This window comes from Nonomuraea sp. JJY05 (genome assembly GCF_043496855.1).
Lineage (GTDB): Bacteria > Actinomycetota > Actinomycetes > Streptosporangiales > Streptosporangiaceae > Nonomuraea.
This window is the reverse complement of record NZ_JBIEIS010000027.1, coordinates 150,607-175,382: the sequence shown is the minus strand read 5'-3', so window position 1 is coordinate 175,382 and position 24,776 is coordinate 150,607. Positions and strand designations below refer to the sequence as shown.

Annotated in this window: 24 protein-coding genes; 16 read left to right on the top strand and 8 right to left on the bottom strand. The window is 72.2% G+C overall.

What is annotated here, in order from left to right:
* The first annotated feature begins 35 nt into the window (after positions 1 to 35).
* The 5 genes from ACFKCF_RS36635 to ACFKCF_RS36615 are packed head-to-tail and all read left to right on the top strand — an operon-like array spanning position 36 to position 13,777.
* Entirely contained in the window at positions 36 to 5,261 is a 5,226-nt protein-coding gene (locus ACFKCF_RS36635; RefSeq protein WP_394499888.1) for a DUF6603 domain-containing protein, read from the top strand.
* Positions 5,261 to 6,826 (top strand): hypothetical protein, encoded by a 1,566-nt coding sequence (locus ACFKCF_RS36630; RefSeq protein ID WP_394499887.1) that lies wholly within the window; start codon positions 5,261 to 5,263, stop codon positions 6,824 to 6,826. Before ACFKCF_RS36635 ends, ACFKCF_RS36630 begins: the two co-directional genes overlap by 1 nt.
* Complete coding sequence (locus ACFKCF_RS36625) at positions 6,823 to 7,659, top strand: hypothetical protein (protein ID WP_394499886.1); 837 nt, start codon at positions 6,823 to 6,825, stop codon at positions 7,657 to 7,659. Before ACFKCF_RS36630 ends, ACFKCF_RS36625 begins: the two co-directional genes overlap by 4 nt.
* Positions 7,656 to 11,234, top strand: a complete 3,579-nt coding sequence (locus tag ACFKCF_RS36620) for a hypothetical protein (protein WP_394499885.1) — start codon at positions 7,656 to 7,658, stop codon at positions 11,232 to 11,234. Before ACFKCF_RS36625 ends, ACFKCF_RS36620 begins: the two co-directional genes overlap by 4 nt.
* The gene (locus ACFKCF_RS36615; protein WP_394499884.1) at positions 11,231 to 13,777 is read left to right on the top strand and encodes an N-acetylmuramoyl-L-alanine amidase; all 2,547 of its coding nucleotides are present in this window, start codon (positions 11,231 to 11,233) and stop codon (positions 13,775 to 13,777) included. The genes ACFKCF_RS36620 and ACFKCF_RS36615 overlap by 4 nt, the downstream gene beginning before the upstream one ends.
* 149 nt (positions 13,778 to 13,926) lie before the next feature.
* Here ACFKCF_RS36615 and ACFKCF_RS36610 read toward each other — a convergent pair whose 3' ends face one another.
* Positions 13,927 to 14,103: a hypothetical protein gene (locus tag ACFKCF_RS36610; RefSeq protein WP_394499883.1), complete on the bottom strand. Its 177-nt coding sequence runs from the start codon at positions 14,101 to 14,103 to the stop codon at positions 13,927 to 13,929.
* 291 nt (positions 14,104 to 14,394) lie between these two features.
* Here ACFKCF_RS36610 and ACFKCF_RS36605 point away from each other — a divergent pair, with 291 nt between their 5' ends.
* Positions 14,395 to 14,889: a hypothetical protein gene (locus tag ACFKCF_RS36605; protein WP_394499882.1), complete on the top strand. Its 495-nt coding sequence runs from the start codon at positions 14,395 to 14,397 to the stop codon at positions 14,887 to 14,889.
* Positions 14,865 to 15,098: a hypothetical protein gene (locus ACFKCF_RS36600; protein ID WP_394499881.1), complete on the top strand. Its 234-nt coding sequence runs from the start codon at positions 14,865 to 14,867 to the stop codon at positions 15,096 to 15,098. The genes ACFKCF_RS36605 and ACFKCF_RS36600 overlap by 25 nt, the downstream gene beginning before the upstream one ends.
* Positions 15,099 to 15,271: 173 nt before the next feature.
* Here the strand turns inward: ACFKCF_RS36600 and ACFKCF_RS36595 are convergent, their stop codons facing one another.
* The 4 genes from ACFKCF_RS36595 to ACFKCF_RS36580 all read right to left on the bottom strand — a co-directional run bounded on the left by ACFKCF_RS36595 (position 15,272) and on the right by ACFKCF_RS36580 (position 16,923).
* Entirely contained in the window at positions 15,272 to 15,451 is a 180-nt protein-coding gene (locus ACFKCF_RS36595; RefSeq protein ID WP_394499880.1) for a hypothetical protein, read from the bottom strand.
* A gap of 253 nt (positions 15,452 to 15,704) precedes the next feature.
* Positions 15,705 to 16,136 (bottom strand): hypothetical protein, encoded by a 432-nt coding sequence (locus ACFKCF_RS36590; RefSeq protein WP_394499879.1) that lies wholly within the window; start codon positions 16,134 to 16,136, stop codon positions 15,705 to 15,707.
* A 1-nt stretch (position 16,137) separates the two neighbouring features.
* Complete coding sequence (locus tag ACFKCF_RS36585) at positions 16,138 to 16,434, bottom strand: hypothetical protein (protein ID WP_394499878.1); 297 nt, start codon at positions 16,432 to 16,434, stop codon at positions 16,138 to 16,140.
* A 75-nt stretch (positions 16,435 to 16,509) separates the two neighbouring features.
* The gene (locus ACFKCF_RS36580; protein ID WP_394499877.1) at positions 16,510 to 16,923 is read right to left on the bottom strand and encodes a hypothetical protein; all 414 of its coding nucleotides are present in this window, start codon (positions 16,921 to 16,923) and stop codon (positions 16,510 to 16,512) included.
* Positions 16,924 to 17,402: 479 nt separating this feature from the next.
* Here ACFKCF_RS36580 and ACFKCF_RS36575 point away from each other — a divergent pair, with 479 nt between their 5' ends.
* A complete protein-coding gene (locus ACFKCF_RS36575; protein ID WP_394499876.1) occupies positions 17,403 to 17,651 on the top strand; it encodes a hypothetical protein in 249 nt (82 codons plus the stop codon).
* 214 nt (positions 17,652 to 17,865) lie between these two features.
* Here ACFKCF_RS36575 and ACFKCF_RS36570 read toward each other — a convergent pair whose 3' ends face one another.
* The 3 genes from ACFKCF_RS36570 to ACFKCF_RS36560 all read right to left on the bottom strand — a co-directional run bounded on the left by ACFKCF_RS36570 (position 17,866) and on the right by ACFKCF_RS36560 (position 19,423).
* Positions 17,866 to 18,594: a DUF6573 family protein gene (locus tag ACFKCF_RS36570; RefSeq protein ID WP_394499875.1), complete on the bottom strand. Its 729-nt coding sequence runs from the start codon at positions 18,592 to 18,594 to the stop codon at positions 17,866 to 17,868.
* Positions 18,595 to 18,668: 74 nt separating this feature from the next.
* Complete coding sequence (locus ACFKCF_RS36565) at positions 18,669 to 19,004, bottom strand: hypothetical protein (RefSeq protein WP_394499874.1); 336 nt, start codon at positions 19,002 to 19,004, stop codon at positions 18,669 to 18,671.
* Positions 19,005 to 19,099: 95 nt separating this feature from the next.
* Positions 19,100 to 19,423 carry a hypothetical protein gene (locus ACFKCF_RS36560; protein ID WP_394499873.1) on the bottom strand — a complete coding sequence of 108 codons (324 nt, stop codon included), beginning with the start codon at positions 19,421 to 19,423 and terminating at the stop codon, positions 19,100 to 19,102.
* 188 nt (positions 19,424 to 19,611) lie between these two features.
* Between ACFKCF_RS36560 and ACFKCF_RS36555 the strand changes: the two genes are divergently transcribed.
* The 8 genes from ACFKCF_RS36555 to ACFKCF_RS36520 all read left to right on the top strand — a co-directional run bounded on the left by ACFKCF_RS36555 (position 19,612) and on the right by ACFKCF_RS36520 (position 24,605).
* Positions 19,612 to 20,565, top strand: coding sequence for a hypothetical protein (locus tag ACFKCF_RS36555; protein WP_394499872.1), 954 nt, complete (start codon positions 19,612 to 19,614; stop codon positions 20,563 to 20,565).
* 69 nt (positions 20,566 to 20,634) lie between these two features.
* Complete coding sequence (locus ACFKCF_RS36550) at positions 20,635 to 21,189, top strand: hypothetical protein (RefSeq protein ID WP_394499871.1); 555 nt, start codon at positions 20,635 to 20,637, stop codon at positions 21,187 to 21,189.
* A 202-nt stretch (positions 21,190 to 21,391) separates the two neighbouring features.
* A complete protein-coding gene (locus ACFKCF_RS36545) occupies positions 21,392 to 21,727 on the top strand; it encodes a hypothetical protein (RefSeq protein WP_394499870.1) in 336 nt (111 codons plus the stop codon).
* 69 nt (positions 21,728 to 21,796) lie between these two features.
* On the top strand, positions 21,797 to 22,132 hold the full coding sequence (locus tag ACFKCF_RS36540; RefSeq protein ID WP_394499868.1) for a hypothetical protein: 336 nt from the start codon (positions 21,797 to 21,799) through the stop codon (positions 22,130 to 22,132).
* A gap of 62 nt (positions 22,133 to 22,194) precedes the next feature.
* Complete coding sequence (locus tag ACFKCF_RS36535) at positions 22,195 to 22,713, top strand: hypothetical protein (RefSeq protein WP_394499867.1); 519 nt, start codon at positions 22,195 to 22,197, stop codon at positions 22,711 to 22,713.
* 186 nt (positions 22,714 to 22,899) lie between these two features.
* Entirely contained in the window at positions 22,900 to 23,055 is a 156-nt protein-coding gene (locus ACFKCF_RS36530; RefSeq protein WP_394499866.1) for a hypothetical protein, read from the top strand.
* A gap of 130 nt (positions 23,056 to 23,185) precedes the next feature.
* Positions 23,186 to 23,647: a hypothetical protein gene (locus ACFKCF_RS36525; RefSeq protein WP_394499865.1), complete on the top strand. Its 462-nt coding sequence runs from the start codon at positions 23,186 to 23,188 to the stop codon at positions 23,645 to 23,647.
* Positions 23,648 to 23,918: 271 nt separating this feature from the next.
* Positions 23,919 to 24,605, top strand: a complete 687-nt coding sequence (locus ACFKCF_RS36520; RefSeq protein ID WP_394499864.1) for a hypothetical protein — start codon at positions 23,919 to 23,921, stop codon at positions 24,603 to 24,605.
* The last annotated feature ends 171 nt before the right edge of the window (positions 24,606 to 24,776 follow it).

Genomic DNA, 24,776 nt, shown 5'->3' with positions numbered 1-24,776 from the left:
CGGGTGAGCCGTTCCGCCTGGCGCCAGGCAAGCTCTTGACGCTGATCACCTCGGTGGCGCAGCTGGCCGGGGCCCCCGGCGGGCCCGCCGGGCTGTCCCTGCCCGGCGGCGGTTCCGTGAACCTCGACGAGGACGGCGCCGACCTGCTGGTCAGGATCGAGCTGCGGGGCAGCGCGGGATCCGGGGCGGCGGTCGCGGCGGCCCTGATCCTCCGGGTCGCCCCCGGGCCGTCGGTGACGCCCCAGCTCGCCTTCTCGGCCAGCCGGACCGGACCGGCGGGGTCGGCGGCGGGTATCGAAGTGGAGGCCGGAACCGGGCTCCGGATCGGCGTCCGCCTCACCCCGCCGCCCGCCGGTTCGCCCGAGATCGTGATCCCGCTGTATCCCGAGACGCCGGGGCTGGGTGCGCTCAGTGCCATCGGTGCCCAGGCCGTGGAGTACGCGCTGCCCCGGTTGCTGAACGAGCTGCGGGCGCTCGCCGAGCCGGGCGACCCGGCCGACCCCCGCCTCAAGCAGCTGGCCACCGCGCTCAACGAACTCGTCGAAGCGCTCGACCTCACCGCACCGGACGGCACGATCTCCATCACGCAGCTACGGCTCCTCGCCTCGGCTCCGGCCGCCGAGCTGCAGGCCCGCTTCCGCAGATCCCCCGGCGCGGTCGTGGCTGCGGTGAAGTCCCTGGCCCGGGCGCTGATCGGGGATACGCCCGCCCAGCCGCCTGTCCTGTGGCGCAGTCCGGGCGGCCGGATCGTCGCCGACGTCGAGACCACCGCCGAGGGAGAGCCGCGCGTGAGCGTCACCACAGCCGGCCTGCACCCGCTGCCCGGCGTGGACGCCGACCTCTCGGTGGCCGTAACACCTTCAGGGCTGGAGCCCTCGCAGCTCAGCTTGGCCGTTTCCGATCCCGATGTCCTGCTTCCCGGCCCGGTCGACCTGAGACCGTTCGTCCGGGCGCGCCTGGGTGATGGCGCGGACTGCCTCGAACTTGGCATCTGGCTGGACCCGCCTGGTGCGCCCGACCGTGAGGCGCTGGTGCTGCGCCTGCCCGGCGACCCGCTGCTCGTGCACCGCCGGGGCGCGGCCGACTCGGCCGACCTCGCCGGAGCCGTACCCAAGCTGCTCCAGCGCCTGGCGATCCCGCTCGCCACGGACCTGGCCCTGTCCCAGAGCGCCCTGCGCGAGCTGCTCGAATCGAGCGGAGCGGGAGACGTGCTGGATGAGGCGGGCGTGCTCAGCCACACCGGCACGGCGCCCGATCGCCGCTGGCGCCTGGCCGCCGGGCTGCTGGACGATCCCGTCGCCCACGTCCTGCGTGCGCTGGTCGGCTTCCTCGACGACGCCCTGCCCGAGCTCGGCCCCGTCACCTTGTCCCTATTGCAGGCGGCGGACGGAGCCGGGCGGACGCGGTACGGGATCGGCCTGAGCCTGGCTCCGGAGCCGTACCGGCTGACCGAGGTCGCGGGCATCGTCGTGGCGCTGTCCGGGGACGGCGCGTGGGAGCCTGCGGGCGATCCGGCCGCGCCCCATCTCGAACTGTGGGTCGCGTCGCTGCCCGATCGCCTCGGCGTCGAGCCGCCCCAGTTCGCTCCGGCCCTGCGGGTGCGCGGGCTCGGCCTGGTCACCACCGCCGCCCAGGGCCCCCTCCTAGATCTGGGCGTGCGAATCCAGGCGGTCACCCTGCACGCCTCCTACCTGCGGGAAGGGGCAGAGTTCCGGCACGCGGGCGCCCAGTTCGCGATCAAGGGGCTGGCGGTTCCGCTCGGTTCCGCCTCCGGCGGGAGCAATCCGGTCGTCGGCAAGATCCTGCAGCCGGACGCGGCCGGCGGCGACGCGACCGCGGCAGCTCCGGGCTTCGACGCCGCGATGCGGTTGTGGAAGCCAGGTGCCTCACCTGTGGCGTTGCGGCTGTCGGCGGGGCTGGGACCGGGCCCCTGGTGGCTGCCGATCGAGAAGTCCTTCGGCCCGCTCTACATCGAGCAGGTCGGGCTCGCCATCACCTATGACGGCGACCAACTGCGGGAGATCGGGCTGCTCGTGGACGGCGGCGTCACGCTCGGCGGCTTCGCCATGGGCGTCGACGACCTGGCACTACACCTCCCCTGGGCGAGTCCGGCCAACCCTGCGACCTGGCGGCTGGACCTGGCCGGACTGGCGATCGCCTACTCCGGGCCAAGCGTGAACATCGCCGGCGGTCTCCGCAAGCGCGAACGCGACGGCGGCGTGGAGTACGCCGGCATGCTCAAGGTGGAGGCCGGCGGGTTCGGCCTCACGGCCGTCGGCGCCTACGGCAGCTATCCCGTTTCGGGTACGGCTGAGCGGTACACCTCGATGTTCGGCTTCGCCGCGCTCGCCGCGCCGATCGGCGGGCCACCGGCCTTCTTCGTCATGGGCCTCGGCGCCGGTCTGGGCCTCAACCGAGGGCTCGCGCTACCGGAGAGGGTCACCGAGATCGGTTCCTTCCCGCTCGTGGCCGCGATGGACCCGGACGGCCCGTTGATCCGCGACCCGATGGGCGCGCTGGACCAACTCGGCGTCGCCTTCCCGGCCCGCCGGGGGTCATTCTGGCTAGCCGCCGGGGTGCGCTTCACCAGCTTCACGGTCGTGGAATCGATCGCGGTGTTGGCGATCGCCTTCGGCGAGGACGTCGAGGTGATCCTGCTCGGGCTGTCGCGGATGGGGCTGCCCAATCCGGCCGCGCCCATCGTCTCGGTGGAGCTGGCGCTGCGCGCGCGGTTCTCGGCCCGCGAGGGCGTGATCTCGGTGGAGGCGCAGCTCACCGACAATTCCTGGCTGCTGAACCCGGACTGCCGTCTGTCCGGCGGGTTCGCCATGCTCATCTGGCTGCGGACCGGTGAGTTCCTGCTCTCCCTGGGCGGCTACCATCCCCGCTTCACCAAGCCTGCCAAGTATCCCGACGTACCCCGGCTCGGCATAAACTGGCGCGTCAGCGACGCCATCACGATCAAGGGGGAGAGCTACTTCACGCTGACCTCCAGCTGCGTGATGGCCGGGGCTCGGGCGGAGGCCGCCTTCGACGGCGGCTTCGTCCAGGCCTCCTTCGTGGCGGGACTCGACGCGCTGGTCTCCTGGGACCCGTTCTTCTACGACGTGAGCGTCTACATCGGGGTCAGCGTCCGCCTTGAGATCGACATCAAGGTCTGGTTCGTCCACATCCGCATCTCGATCGGCTTCGCCATCGGGGCCGAGCTCCGGGTCTGGGGCCCGCCCCTGCGGGGCCTGGCCACGCTCGACCTGGACGTGTCCAGGGTGGAGGTGGCCTTCGGGGCGACCGATCCGGCCCTCGGCGCCGAATCGCTCGGCTGGGCCGGTTTCCATGACAAATACCTGGTGGCGGGCGACCCGGTGGGCGAGACCATGACCGTGAGCGTGCGGTCGGGCCAGGTCGCCGCCGATCCCGGCGCGGACCCCGGCAGCCTCGACGACGGCAGCGCCGAGCGGCCGCTCCGGCTGCTGACCGAGTTCACCCTGGTCAGCACCACCAGGACCGCCTCCAACCGGGCCGCGGGCCAGGATCTTGGCGGAGCCGCGCTGGACCTTGGCCCGATGCGGGTGGCCGATGTGATCTCCGAGCATCAGGCCGTGGTGACGCCTGTCGCCACGGACGGGACGCTAGGCACTCCGGTGAACTTGCAGGCGACGCCCATACGCGGGAGCGTCCCGGACGGCGTGTGGCGGATCTTCGACAGTGTAGAGGTGGACGAGGGTGGAGTGCGCGAGGCTTTCACCGGGCTCGCCCTGACCGCCGTCACGGTCGTCGGCGGCGGTACCAGAACGGGCACCCTCGCAGACGTGGAGACCGGACCGGACCATTCGCTGCCGCTCAGCGAGGAGCGGGACCCGGGCCAGACCTGGTCGGCGGCGATGGCCGCCGCCGTCACGTGGGCAGCCGAGCAGACCGGCCAGGACGCGCTGGCCCTGGCCGCGGAGTTCTCGGCGGAAGGCGCCGGTCTCAGGGCCTTTGCCCGCTGCCTCGGACCGGGAGCGGACATCCCCAGCGGCTTCGCCGTGCGGCTGCTCGGTGCCGACCGGACGGCGCCGCCGCGGCTCGCGAGGATCACCGAAGGCCTGGTGGCGCCACCGCGGAAACCGAAGGCGCTCACCCTGATTCGGCCCACTCGGCCGCCGGACCCCACCTATCCGCCGGTGGAGCCGCCGGTCCTGCTCGCGGTGCTGCGGCCACCGGCCGACCCGGCCGCCCCCGGCGGCCGAACTACCGTGCGCCGCTCCGAATGGCGACGTCGGCCGCCGCCGACCCTGGCGGAGGCCCGTGAGCAGGCGCTGCCGACGGCAGCCGAGCTTGTTATGAGATCGGCGCTGGCCGGGCATCCCAAGGGCGGCGGCGCGGTGGCCCGCGACACGGGGCGGCGCTTCGTCAGGAGCGGCGAGGAGCGGGAGGTGCTGCGGGGGTTCGCCGCCGCCGACCACGCCGTTCCGTGGCTGCGACAGGCTGGCCAGCGCCTTGCCTCGCCCGGAGGGGTGCCGCTCGGCGCGGGCCAGGTCCAGGTGTGGCGGCTGCGCCGGGCGGCGGCGGACCGCCAGGACGATCGCCCCCGCCTGGTGATCGAAGGAGACCAGCAGCTCCGGGTGGTCACGCTTGACCGCGCCGGAGAGGCCCTGCTCGACCTGACGGTGAACAGGAGTCCGCAGGAGGTGCGGGTGCCGCGCGGCACGCAGACCATCGTGCTGGCCGGGATGGGCGCGCCCATCAGGAGAGGACTGGTTGGCTGGCACGCGGGATCGATCTGCGCCCAGGTGAGTCCCGGCGTGTGCCTGGTCCCGGGGGGCCGGGTCCGCGGCAGTGCCCCTCTCCCGACGCGGGCGCTACGGCCCGTCCAGGCGGCGCTCGTTCCCGGCAGCGCCCTGCTGGCCGAACGCGGCCTGCTCGTCACCGACCTGCCGGGCGACACGCGCTGCGTCATCGTGCTTCTCGCCCGGGCGGCCTCGGCCGACGGGCTGCTGCTCGGCCTCGACGGCACCCAGCGGAGCCCCGGCCCGCCCCTGCTCATCGACCAGGACGGTCAGGCGGTCCTGCTGTACGAGGTGATCCCCCAAGGCGCCGCGTGGTCGTCGGTGACCATCGGCTACGACGAACGGCACCGGCCCGCCGGGGTGCTGGGCAGTCCGAGGCCACCGGAGCGGGTCGCCCGTGAGCTGCTCCGGCTGGGCCTGACGAGGCTGCTCGCGCCCCTGGCCGGGGACGGCCCCGGCGCGTCCACCGTGACCTGGATCGGAGGAGCCTGATGACGACTCCCGCAGAGGGCGAGTTCCGGCTGCACGGGCACGCCAGACCACCGGTGACCGCCGGTCCCCACCGGATCCGCCTGACCCAGACCATCGACAAGGGCGGTGCGATCGCCGAGGTCACGCGGCACGCGGTCGTCACCGCCCCCCAGTTCGCCCTCCCCCCGGGAGAGCTGCGCAGCGTCTTCCCGCCGCCGGAGGCCACGGGCTCGTTCGATACCCGGCTGGCCCAGGTGGCGCTGCGGCGGCGCACCCTGCCCTGGGAACGGCTGCTCGCCCCAGAGGACCAGGAGCGCCGCCCCTGGCTGGCGCTCGTGCTGCTCACCGAGAACGAAGGCAGGCTGCAGACGGGTGTGCCGGTGAGCACCGCCGTACCGGCTGCCCTGCACCAGACGCTGGGAATCGGCTCGGCCTCCGGCTCCTGCGACCGGCTCGACACCACGCGCCACGTCATCCAGGCGCTCTTCCCCCGGCCCGACGAACTCGGCCTGCTGTGCCACGTGCGCGAGGTCTCGCTCGCCGACACCGAGCTCGCCGCCGGTGACGACGACGGCTTCCTGGCCGTGGTCATCTGCGCGCGGCTGCCCAGGCCGGGCGTGTCCTATCGCGCCTACCTCCTGTCTCTGGAGCATCGCCTCGCCGACCTGCCCACCACCACCGGAACCCCCGGCGTGGAACCCGGCGCCGGACCGGCCACGCCTGGCGGAGCGACCGTCAGCTTCCCGGTTCTCGCCCACTGGCGGTTCCGGTGCGCGCCCGAACCGGGGGACTTCGAGTCGCTGGCCAGAGGGCTGCACGTGGGAGCGCTCGGCACGGTGCTGGGCGACTGCCCGGCGGTCGCCCCGAGCGGGCATGTCGTCATCGGCCATCGCACCCGGCGCGGCGAGGAGGGAGCCGCCTGGTATCGCGGCCCGCTCACTCCCCGAGAGGTGCCACGGCGCCCGCCCGGAACCCCGTACCTGACCGCCGACCAGGCTCGGGCGTTCGCCCGCGACGGGCTGGAGGACCTGTCCGAAGCCGCCGCCTTCGAGCTTGGCCGGCTACTCGCGCTCTCCTCGCCCAGCTTCCTCATCGCCCTGCGGGCGTGGCGCCGCCGGAGGCTGGCCGCCGCGGTCGCGGCAGCCGCGCTCCAACGCGTCCCCGCCGTCACCGACCTGGGCCTCGACCCGTCGAGCGTCGCTCAGGGTCTCGGCCTCGCGGTGATCGCCACCCTGGCCGATCCGCGCGCTCCGCTCGGCGAGCCGGTCCCGGTCGCGGACGCCGCGTGGGCGATCGGCGACTTCCCGATGGAGCTCATCGCCGAGGGAACGGGACTCTCCCTGAGCGAGGTCAAGCGGCTGCTGGTCGCGCCGGAGCTCCCGGCCTCACCCCGGCCGCCCGACGCCCTGACCGCTCTGGACCAGACCTTCGACGGCCTCCGCGCCTCTCCCGCGCAGCTCGCCCCGCTTGGCGATGCGCTCGCCGACCGGGTCAGGCAGCTTGCCGTACGGGCTGGGCTGGATCCCGCCACTGCCGTCTTCGACCCCGCCGTCGTGCCGCTCACCCTTGAGGAGCTCTTTCCGTGAGCGCCCACTATCCCTCCGACGCCGCCGTCGCGCAGGTCCTCGCGGCGGCGGGCGCGGATGCCGAATCCGCTCCCGCCGAGGTGCTCGGCTGGCTCGCGCGGCTGCGGCTGCTGGTCGGCGTGCCCTTCGCCTACCTGGTCGGCGACGAGCGGCTGCTGCCGCCGGAGTCGATCCGCTTCTTCTTCCTGGACCGGAACTGGACGGACGCGATGGTGGACGGCGCGCTGTCGGCTGGCGCCACCACCACCCGCGAGCGCGGCCAGATCGTCGCCGGCCACGAGCAGCTCCGAAACGATCTCGACGCCACCGAACGCGACGTCTGGGCCGGAGCCGTCGAACCGGGCGCCCGCTACCCCGCCTCGGAGGCCGAGACGATCACCGGGTTCTTGCTGCGCTCACGGCTCATTTCTGGCTGGCCGGGTCTGCATGTCCGGGCTTTCCACGACGCGGCCGTCCGGATCCTGCGGATCGAACGGCTCTCGCCCGCCGTGCTGCTCGCGTTGTTCGACGGCCAGCCGAGCCGAGTGGTGGTCGAGGAGCCTCGCCAGGGCCTGCAGTTCGGCGTGGACCTCACCGCCGGGGTCCACTCGGTCGAGCGCCGCCCGCCCGACACCGGGCCGGACGTCACGGTCCTGTTCAGGCCCGGCGGGTCGGGCGTCATCGACGTGCGCCGGCTCCATGACGATCTCGGCGGGGAGGGCAGCGCGGCGTTCGCGGCCCGCATCGTCCAGCACCCGTACCGCCAGGAGTTCGCCGGCACGGGCGAGATCCCGCTGTTCACGCCGTCCATCTCCCTGGAGGACCTGGGAGCCGTGTGGGAGGAGTCGCCGTGACGCATCCGTTCCCGTTCCATCCCGCCTTCGCGGTGACCGCGAGAACGGGCCTGACCGCGACGGCGTCCCGCTCGTGGGCGGCGGAGCTGACCCGGGGGCCGCGGCTGCTGGTGCCCGTCGACGTGCAGGCGCTGGTGGTCGAGCCGGGATCGGCTGAGGCCCGTGGTGGCGTGGCCTCGCGGCTGCTCGACGCGCTGGTGCAGGACCCGGCCGCGCCGGGGCCGCGGAGCGAGGCACCCTTCACCGTCGCACCGCCGCTTCCCGCGGGTGTCCACCTCCACTGGGCCCTGCCCGACGGCCTCACCGCCAGCCACATCGACGGACCGGGCGTCGCCCCCGTCTGGCCGGCCCTGCCCGATCGCTGGGTGGTCGTCCGGCTCGGCCCCTACTCGGGCAAGCCGCGGCCGGTCCGGGCCTGGATGCTCGAAGCGGAGAAGGGCGGCAGCGCCGACCTCGACGGCTGGCGGCCGGGCGGGGCTTCGGCCTACCGCACGCCGCTGCTGCGACCGGAGCAACTGACCGCCGTCTGCGGCGGCGATCCCGCCTGGGCGGCGGTCTACGACAATGTCGTCGACCGGTTCGCTTTCCACGACGACCTGTCCTCGCCACCGCCCGGCTCCCGCTTGCTGGCCTACGCCGTCATCGGCTGGTACTCGCAGCCCGAGCTCGACCCGCTGGCCCACGCCGGAGGGCCCGCGGAGCTGGAGGCGATTCTTCGGCGCCACGGCTGGCACGCCGACCTGGACCGGCTGGCCCGCGTCCAGGCGGAGCGCGAGCGCGCCACGGCCCAGGCGGCGGCGCTGGGCCGGACCTCGCGCGTGATTCCCCGGGCCGCCGCCGTCGGCGCCTTCGGGCTGCCCGCCGACCGGCGGATCACCGACACCCGGCCGTGGTGGCCCCGCCAGTGCACCTTCCACGGCGTGATCTACGGGGTGGGACGCCAGGTCGATCCCTCCCCGGACCCGCGGCCGGACCCGGCGGTTCCACGCGTGGCGATCGGGTCGACCTCGGAAGAGGCTCTCGCTGCGCTCGTTTGCGGCGAGCTCGGCACGCCGGAGGCGGAGCTGCTGTACCAGGCCTTCGGCTACGGCTTGGCGGAGACGCTGGGCGACCCCGACGGGCTGGCGCGGCTGGAAGAGGAGCTGCACACGCGGGGGTTCGTCGCCCGCCCCGGCAGCTCACATCAGGAGCGGATCGTCGTCGGCGACCCCTTCACCGGGGTGCGTCCGGCGACGCCGCCCACCCCCGCCCTGGATGAGGTACGGCGGGGCGCCGCGGACCGTGAGGTCGGCTTCGAATTCACCACCGGCCGGGCCGGGCTCACCGACCTGCACACGCTGCGCACGCAACGGGAACGGGTCGATCCGCCGGCCGACCCTCGGCGCACCGACACCGTACGGCGGGCCGCGCCGCGCCTGTTCCATCCGCAGGATCCGGTGATCCTGGTGCGGGGGTTGCGGCGATCCCTGCGGCACGGCTACGACGGGCGTCACAGCCCCGGCGAGACGCTGGCCTGCCGGGTCAGCGGCGACACGATCACCCGGTTCGCGGGCGTCATCGACGGACGGGAGATGCTGTCGCGCCTGCTCGGCCACGGAGCCCTCCCGCCGGAGGCCGACGACCTGGTCGTGGAGGCGTCGGTGGAGGATCCCTTCGCCGACCACCGGGAGACCTTCCAGCGGCTTTCCTCCTACGGGCTGAGCCCGGCGATGTTGTTCCAGCGCATGCAGGCCGAATCCGCTCTGCTGATCTGGTCTCTGGCCTTCCCCTCCCGCGCCGCCTCGCTGTCTGGGCTGTCGCTCAAGGACGGCGTCGGCTCCTCCCCCGTCGGGATCACCATCTGGCGGCAGCCGTGGATTCCCCTCTGGTGCGAATGGGAGCTCGACCTCGACGCGCACCCCACGATCGCCGCCTGGCAGCTCGACGAGGTGGACTTCCGTCCCGAGGCCGGAGCCGGATTCGAGGCTTCCCGGGCCGAGAGCCTGCGGGGCCGTACGTCACTGCGGTCGGCGCCCGCACGCGGGCTGGGTGATGCGATCTCACGCTTCCTCCAGGAGGAGGATCGGCTCGATCTTCGCGGAACGGGCCGGATCAGCGCAGACCTCCAGGCCCGCCTGCTCGGGCTCGGCAGCGCGGCCGGGCTGCCCGACCTGCTCGCGGCGGGTTTCGACGGGTTACGGGAGCGCCTGCTCGGCTTCGATGACCAGGCCGCCACCGCGCCCGGTTCTCCCCTGCCCCCGCACACCCCGCCGCGCCCGCTGCGCGCGGGGTTCGCCCAGCTTCGCCAGCTCCGGGTGGTGGACGCATTCGGCCGGGTTCTGGACCTCCTCGACGGCACGGCGGCGCCACCCCGTATCGGTGCGGGCCTACGGGAGCCGGGAATAGATGGACTGGTCGTGCGGCCCCGCCTCACCCGACCCGCGACGCTCTCCTTCCGGCTGGTGGACGCCGCCGACGACTCGCGACCGGCCTCTGTGGACCAGGCGGATGGCGGCGCCACCCCGCTCGCCGGTTGGTTGCTGGCTGACCACGCCGACGGGGCCGTGGAGCTCTTCGCTCCCGGCGGCGCCCCGGTGGGCCAGCTCCGGCACGACGGCCTGACCGGCGCGGTGGTGTGGGAGGGTCCGCCAGGCGACCGGCTGCCGGTCGGGGCGCCGCCGTCGGCCGCGCTCGGCGGCACGCCCGCCCTGCGCCACCTCCTGGGCCTGGCCGACGCGCTGATCGAGCGTGACCTCCGCGAACGCGCCGCCGGGCAGAAGCCGTCGGACACGCCGCTGGACGCGCTCCTGCGCATCATCGACACCACCGCGGTCACGGTGGGGCACGGCGGGCAGACCGGCAATGAACACCTGTCCCAGCTCGTCGGCCAGCCCATCGCTGTGGTTCGCGCCAGGCTGAGCCTCGAAATGGAGCCCGAGCCGGCCTTCCCCACCCTGCCCGCCTTGGACCAGGCCGAGCGCGCCGCTGTGTGGACGCGGCTGGCGGGCCTAAGCTTCCCGGTACGGCTGGGCGCGCTGACCCGGCTGGACGACGGACTGCTGGCCTTCTTCGCCGACGACGACTACGGGCTGATCCGTCCCGTGCATCCCGCCGTCCTGACCCAAGCCACCCCGTCAGCCAGGCATCGAGGTGACTTCGCCGCACCGGCCGGGCGGGTCACGACGCCGCGCCCGTTGGTCACTCCCTCCGCCTCCGGCGACCCCGTCCTGCTACTGCGGCCCGGCCAGGCGGTGTCGCTCACCTTGCTCATGGACCCGGCGGCCAAGGCGCACGCCACCTGCGGGCTGCTGCCGCGCAAGAGCGTGTCCCTGCTGCGCGACTGGGTCGCCGACGACCTGGCCGTCCTGGTGCCCTCGCTGAGGGTGGGCCCCGTCCTGGTCGACCCGGCCACTATCCGCCTGCCGCTGACGGCGGCGCCCGCGGGCGGCCGGACCTGGACCCGGCGCGAGGGACCGGCGCAGTGGCGTGACGATCCGATCGTGGCGGCCACCCAGCAGGCCCTCCTGCCCGACCTGCCGGTCCTCGCCCAGGAGGGCTACATCCGCATCCGGCTGGAGGAGCGTGAGGACGGGTGAAGGAGGCCCTCGACCGGCTGTCGTCGGCTGCTCTCGGCCAGCTGCCGAGCGGCTCCGGTGTGCCCGGCATCCAGATCGACCAGGTGCTGCTGCGTCCGCGCAACCCCCTCCCGGACGGCCCGGGCGCTCTGGAGGTGCTCCAGTTCGGGCCGCTCCAGGGCCTGCTGTCCGAGGCGCCGCCGCTGGACTTCACCCTGGTCACCGTCGGCAGAGTGCTCGCACGCGGAACCGGGCTCGAAGGTCTGCTCGTCTCGGCCGACGTCGATCCTGGTTACCTCGCCGGTGAGACGGTCTGGGTGCTGCCGAGCGGGCGCGACGGCTACTTCAGCCAGGAGACCCGGGTCAACCTGCGGTCCGATCTGCCGCTCCCGCGCTACCTCGACTACCGGATCCGGGTCGGGGCGGCGAGAAGCGTCCTTAATGAGCGAGCTGTGCGGATCGAGCTCGCCACCCTGGATGGCTTCCTCGAACTCGCTGAGGCGGCCGAGGCCGCCCTGCCTCCCGGGACACCCCCGCTGAACTTCCTCACCTCGATCCGCAAGCTCCTCCAGGAGCCCGAGTTGCGCGGCGACGGCGACCTCAGAGTCTGGAGCCGCCGCCGCGTCGCCCCCTACGACGGGTCACCGGGACCCCGCACCGCCAGGGCTGAGCGCCGGGATCGCCTCGCGGCCCTGGCGGTCGTCCAGCGCGGCGAGGAGCGGATCGACCTGGGCCGGGTGTTGCGCGGGATCGACTCCGCTGCCCGCCAGGGGCCGCAGTCGCCCATCTCCTCCCCTCGAGCGGACCTGGCCCTCACCTGGGCGGGGGATCTGGGCCGCGCCCTTGCTGAGTTCGTGATCGCCAGATACGCCCCGAGAGCTTCGGCGGAGTCGCGCACCTGGTCTCTGGACCGCTTCGCCGCCCGCCACGCACCACTGCCGCGGCTGCTGGGCGATCTCGACGGAGTCACCATCGGTGCCGGTTACGACTCCAACCTGACCGTCGCCGCCAACCTCCGGTCCTACTACGAGCTCAGCGTTCTGAAGCGGTGCACGGCCTTCGTCGCCGCGACCGTGGACGGGGCAGGCCAGCCCGCGCTCCCGCTCACCGCCGGGCTGCGCTTCACCGACGACGCCGTGACTTTCGCCGCGCAGGAGATCCTCGCCTTCGCGCTCCACCATCTCCGGATGCGGCTGGGCGGCTTGGCCGACGGCGTCCGCACACTCGGCCAGGCGATGCTCGCGCCAGACTCGGCTGAGGTGCTGCTCCTCACCCGTCGTCTCCTTGACCTGCTCGAAGCCGGCCTCCTCGCCGAACTGTCCCCACCCGCCGACACCGCCCTCATCGTGCTCCGGCCCGACGGCGGCCGGTTCGGCGGCCTCGCGCTGCGGCTCATCCCGCCCGGAGGAGACCATCCCGGCCTCCCGGCCACCACCGACGCCCTCGGCGCCGTCACCGCCCCCGACGCGGGCCGCCGGTCGTGGGGGGTGGCGTGCGCCACGCACGAGCTCACGACGGACCTGACCACCCCAGTGCCGATCACCCAGCTGAGCGCGAGCCGGACCCCGCCCGACCCCGTCCTCCACCACACGCTGCAACCGGGCCAGACCTTGGAGCTCTACGCCCGGCAGGTCATCCACCTCGACTGTCTCCAGTGCGGGTGGACCTACCGGATCGTGGACGCGCCGCCCGCCGTGTTCTCCTGCCCCAACGACGGGTATGACCTCGCCGGGCTGCGCTCCGCCGTACTGGCTGATCCGGATGCCTTTACCGCGCCGGTCTTCGGGCAGAATCCTGAGTCGTCACCGGCGAGCCTGACCTCGCGGGGCTACCGCTCGATCGACACCGCCCACGGGCGGGTGACCTCCTATTGGGACGAGAGCAGGTTCCTGCAGCCGTCGGGGGCGGATTACCTGCTGTGGGCCCTGACGCCGGGCGGGCCCCTCAGCGTCTCGGTTTTGGGCCGGGCGACCTGGGGCGCCGCTCCCGTGCGCATCCAGCCGCCGGGCCGCCGGTGGGAGTTCCACGAGGCCGAGTCGACCAGCTCGCCTCCTTACGCCGGCCTCCCCGTCCCGCTCAGCGAGAACCGCCCCCTGGCCGACGTCTACAGCTGGATGACCATCCACCACACCGCCAGCTCCATCGTCTACACCGCCGACGGCGTGCGCGAGCTGCAGGCCGAGCAGATCACCAAGTCCAAGGCCGACCTCGCCTATGAGTTCGTGATCGACGGTAACGGGCTCGTCTACGAGGGACGGCCGCTCGGCATCGAGGGCGAACACGCCGAGTTGTTCAACGCGGGCAATCTCGGCATCGTACTCACCGGCGACTTCGAATCGCGCTGGCAGAACGGCTACGTGGGCTTCGACCGCCCGACCACCGCGCAGTTGCAGAGCCTCGACCGGCTCGTCGACGTGCTGGCTCACCGTTTCGGCATCCGCAGCGTCTGGACGCACAAGGCCCGCAAGAGACAGGCCAGCGCCGTGCCGACCGAATGCCCAGGGGCGTTTCTGGAGCCGCGGGTGGCCGCCCTGCGTCGGCTCTACCCGGGCCCGCCGCCCTGACGGGCATGTGGAACGGCGGCTGAGCCAGGTCAGCTGAAGGCACCCGCCAGCAGCTCGTCGAAGTGCTCCAGCTCCCCCCGGCTGGTCGATGCCCCGAAGCGGGCCGTGGTCGACCGGTGGGCTTCGGCGTAGAGCCGGACGACCAGCGCCTACGGTCGCCGAAGCCGTTGACCGGACTCCCAGGCCGCTTGCTCCACCAGCAGCGCGGCGGAGTAGACGTCGGCCATGAACTGAGCCAGCGGGAACAGCCGAGCCTCGGCCACCTCACCGGGCAGCTTCGACCAGGCGGTGATCGCTTTGCTGAGGTCTCCGATACGCTCCCGCACGAGCTCGGAGGCGGGGCTCTGAGTGAAATCGAACGGAATCCGGCGTCCAGCGCCGTACGGCCTGGTCACAGCGTGCGACTCGCGGCGGAGGACGGACGCTGTTTCGGCTGGGACGACAAGGGATGATTCAGGCACGCCCCGGAAGCGATAACCAGCACCGACGCATTTCCGCAGGTCGTGTCGCTCGCTAAGTACCTTTATGTCAAGCCGGGGGGCACCGTTGGTAGCTAAGCGTCACTACCGCCGGATTCCGCTCCAAATCTCTCTGAGGGCCGCTACCTCGTCAGTGTCGTGACCAACGGTACGCTCCTGCGGTCCCGGCGCGACCTGGCCGCCGCCGCAGCGTGCGACTTCGTCGCTGTCAGCGTGGACGGGCCGCCGGAGCACCACGACCGCATTCGACGATCGGCAGATGCCTTCCGCCATACCGCACAGGGCATCACCCGGCTCCGCGACGCAGGGATTCGCTACGGCATCACCTCCACGGTGGACCGGGACGTGCTGCCGTTCGTACCCGACCTGCACGTCTGGGCTCGCGAGCAGGGCGCCGAACTGCTCGGCCTGCGTCCGCTCGCCCCGGTCGGCCGAGCAGCCATCGCCCTGCAGGGCCAGGGGCTCACCCCGCCGGAGTTGGCCCGCCTCGTGCTTATGACGCGGCTGCTCGATACCGGCAGCGCCGTCCCAAGGTCCACACCGACGCCACCTCGATCGACCTGCTCATCGCGAACCGCCGTGAGGCGTTCCCCCGCACACCCGAGCGCATGTCCGACCTCATCAACCCCTTGATCATGACCGAGGACGGACACCTGCGCCCCTTCGCCTACGGCATGCCCTGCTGGCATGACCTGGGCACCATCGATAAGGCCAGGCAGGCTGTCGAGCACTTCCGCGACACCGGCGCGATCCGGATCCACGCCCTGCTCGAACACGCCTTCGCCCGGTTGCCCGTCCAAGGCTGCGTGGACTGGCACGCGCATCTGACGGAGGCGGCCTGACGCTGGCGGGTCCGCGACGCGAGGTGAGGAGATGGTGCGGTGCCCCCGGCCTGAAGCTTCAAGATCATCTCAATGTGGGTTTTGGGCCTACTTGGGCTGGATCCGTGGTAGGCCAGATAGACGTGCGAAGGGCCCGAACCCCGGCAGAGGGGGGTTCGGGCCCTTCGCGGTGTTCAGGGTTGGGGGTGGCGGCCGAACCAGCCGAGCAGCCCCCACAGGGTGGCCCCGCCGGCAGCGAGCCCGGTTAGGAGCGCTGAGGGCCACGTGGATCCGTCCGCGAGCATGAGGCCGGTGGCGATGCTGATGGCGCTGGTAGCCGCGAGAACGGTCAGGATCGCGCGTTCGGGTGACATGTAGTTGGTTCCACCATTCTGTGAAGCGGGGCACACGAAACGCAGAGTGGTGGGCTGGTGCCCTACCTCTGCAGCAAGGGATTCGGGTGCGTCCGTCCTTCGTTAGGCGCGTTACGCCTTTCTGTGTGGTGGAAACTGGGGTCATCGTACGAGACTGCTGCGACCCATGCGAGCGGTTCGGCCCACTTCGTTTCAGCGCCAGAACGGGCCCGAACCCGGCGCGGGTTCGGGCCCTTCGTGTGCCCGCTGGCGTCTACATGGTGGAGGTGGCGCGGGCCCGGCGGGCGAGCATGCGCGCCTTCCGCAGTTCGTTGCCCGGGTCCGTCCACCGGTGGTAACCGACCCCGGCAGCCCACAGGCTTGCGTGGTCGTACCGCTCGACTCCGCACCAGCGGCAACCGTTCGGCGGCGGCAGCGGCATGCAGGTGTCGAGGCCGATCCCGGACAGCAGCAGCGCCAGATCGGACCGGCGGACGCACGGCACGCTCTCCCACGGCATCACCTTCAGCACGCCCGTGTCGTCCTCGTGCGGAGCGACGGGGCTGATGGCGGTCCACCGGATCCGGAGGTGCTCGCCGTACCGCTTGACGCCGTTCACCTTGGCGTACAGATTGCGGGAGCGTACGAGGATGAGGTGCAGGTGGTCCACCCTCGTGGCGTCCACGTCGAACACGTACGGCTCCATATCAGGCCACCTCTCCAGTGGTGTCGGCGGCGGCCGGGCAGGGGCCGGCGGGCCGCAGATAGCTGAGCGTTCTGGTCACCGGGTCGCCGAGGGCCGCGACCACCTCGACGCGCCAGTCTCGGGGCAACTGCTCGGCGAGCGCGTCGAACCAGTCGCGGCCCACGCCGCTCGACTCCGGCCGGGGCCGCAGGCACACCTTGACCGAGCGTTGGAAGGCGCTGAGATGCACGTGGTACTGGGGGACGTCGTTGGCCGGGACGGTGGCGCGGAGGATGCGGGCAACCTGGAGGAACTGCATCGGGGGGCTTCCTTTCCTGGGGCTCTCGGTGGAGGAAGGGCGCGGGCCGGTCGCAACGGCCCGCGCCGAGGGCGGTCAGGTGCCGGAGACGGCTTCGTGGTGGCAGGCCGGGCAGAGCGGCACGTTCTTGCCGGTGAGCTGGTTGTGCTGTTCGGCGACGTTGACGGGGGTGCCGCACTCGCTGCACTCGGACGGGGGCGTCCAGGCCGGGCGGGTCACGTCCACGAGCCCATCCAGTTGCCTGGGCAGCTCCATGCCGGGCCCGGCGAAAGCGTCGAAGGGGACCGCGCGGAGGGTCTCGCCCTCGTACGGGCCGGTCACGTCCGCGTAGGCCCAGGCCCAGCCGCCACGGCGGGGGCGCCACACCCAGTGGACTTCGATCCTGTCGGGGTGAAACCGGCGGCCCTCCTCGTTCTGCACGTCGGGCGCGTTGCGGAGCCTGAGGCGGGCCACCGTGGTCACAGCGTCGAATTCGTAGGCCATCGACATGGGTTCTCCTGGGGTCAGGGCCGGGACCAACACTCCGGCTATACAGTGAAAAGTGTAGGGTATATTTATTACATGCGGCAAGGGGATGGGGGCGGGGGAGGGGTGCGGGCCGGAAGTCGAGACGGCGGGCGGCCGGGGCCGTGCGGGTCGGGCGCGGCCAGGCTGGGCGGCGGCGGGCGGGCCCGTGCTGCACGACCAGCCGGCGAACCGGGCGGCGGCGCGGCGCGACGCGCGGGGCGGGCACCTGCTCGACGTCCTCGGCCGTGTCGTCGTACCGGGTGACGTCCACCCCGTTCAACGTCACCGTCCCGTCCGCCTCGTACGTGTAGTTCGGACGGGGCCCCCAGATCGCGTCCCACGCGCTCCGGGCCGGGCGGGCGGCCCGCTCCTGCCAGCGTCGCCGCTCCTCCTCCTCGGCCGCCTCCAGTCGCGCGAGCGTGACCTCCCAGCGCGCGTCCAGATCGGCCCGCTCGCGCTGCATGCGGGCTTCCCACGCGTGGTGGCGGCGCGTCGCCTCCTCGCCCTGGTACAGCGGGCGCAGTGCCTCCTTCGGCTCCTCGACGGCCGGGACCGGCCGGACCATCTCCCACGCGGCCAAGGCCTCCCGCCCGTCGTTCGTGGCCACGACCGCCGTCCCGTCGAGCTGCAAGAACGCAGCCTGGATGAGCGCGCGGACACGGACACGGGAGACCGCCCGCCCGCGCCCGCCCTTCCGGCCGGTGCGGTAGAAGCCTCGTGCGTCGTGGTGCAAGTCGCCGGCTACCGCCCACGCCACGGCGTCGGCGTGCGCGACCGTCCAGTCGAGCCGGGCGGCCTGGTCCTCGCGCCGGAGCTGGGCGCGGATCTCCTCCAGCGTCGACACCTCGTACGTGGTCATGGTGGTGTTCTCCAAGAGGGGGTTGAAGGGAGGGCGGGCCCGGGGCGGGCCCGCCTGGGGAGAGGTCAGGCTTCGCTGGGGTGCGAGACGATGATGACCTGCTGGCCGCCCTCGTGGGACACGGAGACGATCAGCGTGGCCGGGTGCGCCTTGCGGATGCGGCGGTCACGCGGGGTGCGGTGGAGGCGGACGGTCGCGCGCCGGTTGCCGGGCGGCATGCTCCTGAGCGCGGCGCAGGTCATCCAGAGCACGTCCCACAGGCGGCCGGTCTCGTCCTGCACGGTGCCTTTGCGGCGGTTGTCGGCGTCCGACCAGGCCACGCAGTCCTCCCACGCGGCCCGGGTGAGCGCGGTCGGAAAGCGGAGACCCGCCTCCCGGGACAGCTCGGCGGGGATCTCGACCAGGTCGCCGGAGGCGATGCGGTCGGCGCGGGACGGCGCTTCGGCGGGCAGCTCTGAGGCGAGCGCGATCACCACGCGGCTGCGCGGGTCGTCGTCGGGGAACTGGACGGTCAGCTCGGTGACGAACCGGCCGGTGATCCTGTGGGTGCGGGCCACGCTCAGCGGGGCGCGCGTGCCGCTGCTCATCCGGGCGGTGTGGTTGTGCGCCTCCCACAGCAGCATTTCGTACCGGTCCTGGAAGTCCTCACCGTCGAGGATGCCGCCGTTCATGACGAGCCGGTCCCACACGGTGCGGGTGACTTCCACGGTGCGGTTGAACGTGCGGGCCTGGCGGGCGACGTAGTCGGGGATGACGAACACCTCGCCGAGGTCGGTGTCAGCAGCATTGATCATGGGGTGCCTCCAAGAGGACGGGAGAAGAGGGGAGGAGGAAGGGGGCGGCGCGGTGCGCGCCGCCCCGTGCGGGGCTACGGCTGGCAGGCGGCGCACACAAGGACGAATCCCCTGCGCGGGTCGTATCGCCGGATGACGTGCGCGTCGCTCTCACAGGTGGCACAGCCGTGCTCGGGGCAGTGCGGGCAGTGCTCGGGCTCGTCGCCCTCGGGGGAGAGGTAGACGTGCACGCCCGCCTCGGAGCAGGTGAACGCGACGGGGTCGGCCTGGCAGCACGCGGTGTAGACGCCGCCGTTCAGGTCATCCAGGACCGTCACGTCGTTGCCACCGCAGGTGGGGCATGCGGGGTCCTTGTGGACCTTGAAGACGGGCGGGGCGGGCGCGGGGACGGCGGGCAGGGTGATCGACACGGGGCTGGCCTTTCGGGCGTTCCGGGGCTTCCTGGGGCGTTTCCGGCGGGGGTGCCGGGCGGGCGGTCGCAGTCGCCCGCCCGGCACCGGTGCGGCTACCGGTCGCCGCAGTGCTCGCAGACGGCGACGGTCTCCTCGCTGTAGCCGTAGGTGTGCGTGTTGTCGGTGACCCGGGACCGGCAGACCTCGCACAGGAACACGTCGCGCGAGGCGAGCGCGTCATCGATCAGAGCGAGCAGTTCCGCGCCCTCGGCGACCTCGGCGGCGTCGCACCAACCCCGGTCGGCCAGCAGTTCCTTCGCGTCGGTGACCGCCTCGGGGGAGAGGGAGGCGGCGACGCTGGCGGCCTGCGCGGGGACCAGGATGGCGATCTGAACGTCGCGGGCGGGGGTGGGGACGATCGCGAAGGTCATGTTCATGTGTTCCTCCTGGGGTCGGGTGCCGGGGGGTCGCAGTCCCTCGGCCTCATATGAAAAAGTGTAGGGCATATTTACGGCAACGACAACATGATCCACGGCTAGACATTTACATAAAGATGCCCTACAGTTTTCCATGTGAGGCGGGGTCACTGCGACGGCCCCGGCACTACCCCAGGAAAGGACCATTCATGGTCTCCATCAGGGCAAACGCCCTCGCGGGCATCGCCGCCGCAATCGCGGTCATGCTCGCCCCCGCCACCGCCCACGCAGGCACCGGCGGCAGCATCACCAGCCCGGCCAACGGCAACACCATCAAGGCCGGAACCAGCCTCACCGTGGGCGCGGACGTCACCAACGTCTGCGACGCGAAGATCACCATCACCACCCCGGGCGGCGACACCCAGCCCGTCGCCTCAGCCCCGTACGACCCGCTGTGCGCACCCACCAGCTTCAGCGGCAAGTACACCCCCGCCACCGCAGGCAGCTACACGCTCACGCTCGCGGCAGGCAAGGGCGCGGTGATCGACACCGTCACCATCACCGCCACCACCCCGCCCACCACGGCGACCCCCACGGCCACGCCCACCGCCACGGAGACCCCGGAGGCCACGCCGCAGCCCACCGTCACGGTCACCGTCACCCCGACCCCCACCCCCACGGTCACCGTGACGGCCACCCCCAAGGCGACCGCCAGCAAGAAGGCCACCGCCACGGCCAAGGCCACGACCAAGCCCAAGACGGCCAGCACCCCGGCCAGCCCGGCAGTGGTCTACGTGAACCCGCCCGCGCCCGCCCCGCAGGCGCAGCCCGCGACCACGGTCGAGGTCCCGGAGATCCGGCCGACCATGCAGGAGATCCCCGCCCCGGTCGCTCCCGCCCCCGCGCAGGTCAACACCCCTCCGGCGGCCAACGCGGTCGGCATGGCCACCGTGGGCAGCGAATCCGCGATCAGCGCCGTAGGCGGCTTCCTGACCGGCACGGCGCTGCCCATCGCGGCGACCGCCGTCCTGGTCTACGGGCTGATGCTCATCCGCAGCCAGCGCAAGACCGCCGCCGCCAACCCGGCACCGGAGGCCGAGCGTGACGGCATCCCCGCCGACGCGGACGCACCCACCACCGTGCACGCCCCCTACAAGGGCTGACCACCCTTGCCCCCCGGCCACAAGCCGGGGGGCACCCCTCCCACAGCCACAGCCCAGAAAGGGGCACCCATGATCAGCGCCGTTTACGTCCGCTCCACGCTCCAGGCCCACCCCGTCGAACCCGAGTCTGGGTTCACCGCCCTGTGGGGCGTCCACGTCCCTGGAGACGAAACCGCGTGGCACCCGGGCACCGACCAGCGCGGGGAGCCGCTGCCCGCATTCGCCGGCCCCCGGTACGTCATCTACGCCCAGTACCGGAACGGCGTCATCGCGGCCCGCGCCCTAGCCGCCGGCGACTTCCGTCACCTCGGCGACGCGCACATGGTCGCCGCCCGCCTACGGGACTCCGGCCTGACCGTCCGCGTCAAGAAGCGGCGTAACACCGTGCTGCGCGACCAGCACGGGTTCTTCTTCCCGATCCGCGTCACTGTCGCGGCCGACCACGCCCTGTTGGACGTCGTTGACACGGTCGAGGATGCCGAGGAGGAGCGGCGCGAGCCGGGCACTGGCTACATCGCCGCCTGCCCGGCGTGTGGCAAGGCCGACCCGCCCGTGACCACGCTCGGCAAGACCGGCGCGACCGTCACCGACTGCTGCGAAGTGGACGTGACCGCGCTCATCTGAGCAGGCAAGAGGGCAGGGGCGGCGGTGATGGCATGGCCCGAGAACCGCCCCGGCCAATCCAGGCCCATGGGGGCGCGGTGCGCGTCCACTTGATCCGCCCCGCCCGCTTGTCCAAGTAATAAAGATGCCCTACACTTTTCCTTGTGAGTCCGGGGACTGCGACCCCCCGAACTCACACCTCACCTAGCCCCAGGAGGCCCACATGCTCAACCGCGCCCAGCTCCGCGAACTCGCCCAGGACCTGCACATCGTCATCGCCACCGGCGAGTACACGCAGCACGGCGCGATCACCCTCCTCGCCGCCATGAGCGACGTGAACTACGCCCTCGCCGAGCGCATCCTCGACCAGGAATCCCCGATGGGACAGGGCAACGTCTACACGATCCTCCCGAACGGCTCCTACCGCCCCGAGTACGGCACCGCCCGCGTCGTCTGGGACTACACCGAGGGCGACCGCAAGGGACAGGACTACCTGCCGACCCTGATCGAGCGCCACGGAGCCGAAGCCGCCATCCGCTCCCTCGCCGCCGCCCAGTAGCCGCCCACGGGCCCGCCCCGCCCGGGGCGGGCCCCGGCCCACCAACCCCCGAACCCAGGAGAACACCCCGTGTCCGAGCGCACCGCGATCACCCCCTCGGCCCTCGCCGAGGACCTGCTTGTCGCCGTCACCCTCGGCGAGACCACCCGCCACAAGGCCACGCTCGCCCTGGTCGCCCTCCTCCCCAACTGCGACTTCGCCGCCGCCCACGAACTACTCGAAGGGCCGAGACGGCAGGCCGTCATCTGGCAGGCCCTCCCCGGCGGTGGCACGCGGCCCATGACCGGCTACGCCCGCCGCGTCTGGGAGCGCACCAAGGGCTCGCAGAAGGGCGTGCCAATCCTCCCCGAGCTGGCCGAGCGCTACGGCAAGCCGCTCATGTTCCAGACCCTCGCCCGCCGCTAACCACCCCCGGGGCGGGCCCGTGCGACCGGCCCACCCCTCCTCAAGCCCCAGGAAGGCCCCACATGACCACCAACACCGACACCCTGATCGTCCCCCGCCTGCTCGTCGTCGTTCTCGGCCCCGACTCGACCGCCCCCGAGGCGCACAGCGTCGAGTGCGGCGCCTCCGAGCTGTTTATCCCCAAGCAGCCTGGCGAGTCCGGCGACTGGTCTGGCAGTGTCGCCGACCTCAGCACCCTGACGATGCGCTGGCGGACCGTGGTCCTCCACCCGTGCCTGTCCAAGGTGGCCCGCGCCTACGACATCCCCGCCGGGTTCGAGCACAACGACATCCGCGCCCGGCGGCTCCGCGCCGACGTGCTGATGGGGTACGTGCTCGACACCGACGTAGAGCCCTCCCCGCTCGTGGCGCGCATCCGCCGCCTGATCGGCACCCTCACCAGCGCCCCGTTCGACCGCCGGACGCTCAACCGCGCGGAGCGCGCCGTGCACGAGCTCGCCGAGCAGCTCGGCCACGGCGAAGTGGACGCCCCCTACGCGATCCACACCCTCCAGAACCGGGCCGAGGCCCGCACCTGGTAGACCCTCGGTGGGCCCGCCCAAACGCGGGCCCGTCCGGTGTAGGACTGACGCCGCATAGTCGCAGGTCAACCACCTTGCCAGGACTATAAAGATGCCCTACACTTTTACATGTGGGTAAGGGGGGATCGGCTCCCCTCCCGCACTCCCGGCCTAACCACCCGGGAACCAGGCAAAGGAAGGGGATGGATGTCACCCAACAAGAAGGTCCCGCACAGCGAGTGCGGCCTGTGCGGCCAGACGTTCCGCAACGTCCGGGTCGGTGCTCCTGCGCCGGAGCACAAGTACAAGGGCACCAACGACAGGTGCTCGTTTAGCGGTCAGCCGACCGTGATGCCCTTCTAGCGGCGCAGTGCTCCCACCCCGCAAGGGTGGGGGCATACCCGCTTTCCGGTATCACCCTGTGGCAAGTCAGATAGCCATAACTTGGCTAGTGAACTAGACAAATCCGGATGGAGGCTCTAAATTGCTGACCATGAACCAGCCCTTTGACGCACTCTTCGACCAGCCCGACCTCGTTCCCCCCTCAGGCAAGCCCGAGGACGAGGCCACCATCATCAGCGCCACCGCCACCCGCACCGGCAAGCACTGGACCGCCACCGCAGAACTCCCGGACGGGCGCCCCGTCAAAGCTCAGGGAACGACTTGGGTGGAGATGAAGGGCAACGTGGCCGAACTCATCTTCGACTGCATCGACGCCGAACCCGGCGCACTCGGCGTCCACGTGGCGCCCGCCGACCCGGATGCCGCGGCCGCCATCGACGCTGTGGTGAGCGCCCGCATCGCGCGGATCAACGCCGAGCAGGCCGAGCGTGACGCCGTCCGCCATGCCGCGCACCTCCTCAAGAGCCAGGGATGGAACACCCGTGACAGCGGCAGCGTGCTGCGCATGTCCCACCAGCGCGTGTCCCAGATCCTGAACGACGCCGCCGAGTAGGCTGTAAGCGTTCCCATCCTTGCCTGGAACAGACCGCCGCCCCATCGGGCTGGTTACCCGAACACACGGGGCGGCGAAGGGCCTCCGCCGGCCGAGCGCCAGCGGAGGCCCTTCGCGTTGCCGCCGGCCACCTTGAGGAAGACGCCTGCGATTCTCGGCCCGACTCACTTGCCCGCAAATAAAGATGCCCTACACTTTTACCTGTGAGCGCGGGGACTGCGACCCCCGGGCTCACACCCAAAAGCAACGCAAGCCCCAGGAGGCCAATCCCATGACCACCCTCGCCGAGATCACCTCCCGCTACACGCTCGGCCACGAGTACAAGGCCCTCGCCGAGGCGATCCCGGCCGTGCCCGCCCGCTACGGCCAGATGGCCGACCTGATCAGCGGCGCCGCCGACAGCTACAAGCACGCCGCCACCCTCGCCGGACTCGCCCCCGAGGGCCTGGAGGAGTGCAAGATCCCCCGCCGGTTCGTCGAAGGCTGGCTCAACCAGATCGACGACCCGTACATCATGGCCATCGCGATCGGCGCGGACTTCCCCGCCCACCTCGCGACCGTGGTGTCCGTCAAGGCCCTGCGCGGCTGGCTCACCAAGTGTGCGTACGGCAGCGGCCCCCGCCTCGACTTCGGCGGGATCATGGCCAGGGCACAGGAGCGGTACGACGAGGCGTTCCCCGACCTGCGGGCCTGCGAGGAGTGCGACGAGATCGGCGACCACACCGTGTGGTGCACCTCCGAGACCAGCATCGAGGACGACGTCAACGCCGTCATGGCCGAGATCGTCCACGAGGAGGACCTGCCGGACTCGTGGCAGTTCGCCCCCGTGCAGGTCATCCGCAGCCTCGCCGCGAACCGCGCCCGCATGGTCGGCCTGACCCGGATCGCGATCGAGGCCAAGGTGCCCACCGCCGCCCCGCCGCGCGTGGAGGAGTTCCTGGCGCTCCTCGCCCCCTGACCCGCCCCGGCCCGCCCCCGCCCGGGGCGGGCCCGTGCGACCGGCCCACCCCTCCTCAAGCCCCAGGAAGGCCCCACATGACCACCAACACCGACACCCTGATCGTCCCCAGCCTGCTCGTCGTCGTTCTCGGCCCCGACTCGACCGCCCCCGAGGCGCACAGCGTCGAGT

Coding starts and splice junctions, on each gene's coding strand:
- ACFKCF_RS36630 (WP_394499887.1), top strand. CDS start 5,261: ATGACGACTCCCGCAGAGGGCGAGTTCCGGCTGCACGGGCACGCCAGA.
- ACFKCF_RS36600 (WP_394499881.1), top strand. CDS start 14,865: ATGTCCGACCTCATCAACCCCTTGATCATGACCGAGGACGGACACCTG.
- ACFKCF_RS36595 (WP_394499880.1), bottom strand. CDS start 15,451: ATGTCACCCGAACGCGCGATCCTGACCGTTCTCGCGGCTACCAGCGCC.
- ACFKCF_RS36590 (WP_394499879.1), bottom strand. CDS start 16,136: ATGGAGCCGTACGTGTTCGACGTGGACGCCACGAGGGTGGACCACCTG.
- ACFKCF_RS36585 (WP_394499878.1), bottom strand. CDS start 16,434: ATGCAGTTCCTCCAGGTTGCCCGCATCCTCCGCGCCACCGTCCCGGCC.
- ACFKCF_RS36580 (WP_394499877.1), bottom strand. CDS start 16,923: ATGTCGATGGCCTACGAATTCGACGCTGTGACCACGGTGGCCCGCCTC.
- ACFKCF_RS36575 (WP_394499876.1), top strand. CDS start 17,403: ATGCGGGCTTCCCACGCGTGGTGGCGGCGCGTCGCCTCCTCGCCCTGG.
- ACFKCF_RS36570 (WP_394499875.1), bottom strand. CDS start 18,594: ATGATCAATGCTGCTGACACCGACCTCGGCGAGGTGTTCGTCATCCCC.
- ACFKCF_RS36560 (WP_394499873.1), bottom strand. CDS start 19,423: ATGAACATGACCTTCGCGATCGTCCCCACCCCCGCCCGCGACGTTCAG.
- ACFKCF_RS36555 (WP_394499872.1), top strand. CDS start 19,612: ATGGTCTCCATCAGGGCAAACGCCCTCGCGGGCATCGCCGCCGCAATC.
- ACFKCF_RS36550 (WP_394499871.1), top strand. CDS start 20,635: ATGATCAGCGCCGTTTACGTCCGCTCCACGCTCCAGGCCCACCCCGTC.
- ACFKCF_RS36545 (WP_394499870.1), top strand. CDS start 21,392: ATGCTCAACCGCGCCCAGCTCCGCGAACTCGCCCAGGACCTGCACATC.
- ACFKCF_RS36535 (WP_394499867.1), top strand. CDS start 22,195: ATGACCACCAACACCGACACCCTGATCGTCCCCCGCCTGCTCGTCGTC.
- ACFKCF_RS36530 (WP_394499866.1), top strand. CDS start 22,900: ATGTCACCCAACAAGAAGGTCCCGCACAGCGAGTGCGGCCTGTGCGGC.
- ACFKCF_RS36525 (WP_394499865.1), top strand. CDS start 23,186: ATGAACCAGCCCTTTGACGCACTCTTCGACCAGCCCGACCTCGTTCCC.
- ACFKCF_RS36520 (WP_394499864.1), top strand. CDS start 23,919: ATGACCACCCTCGCCGAGATCACCTCCCGCTACACGCTCGGCCACGAG.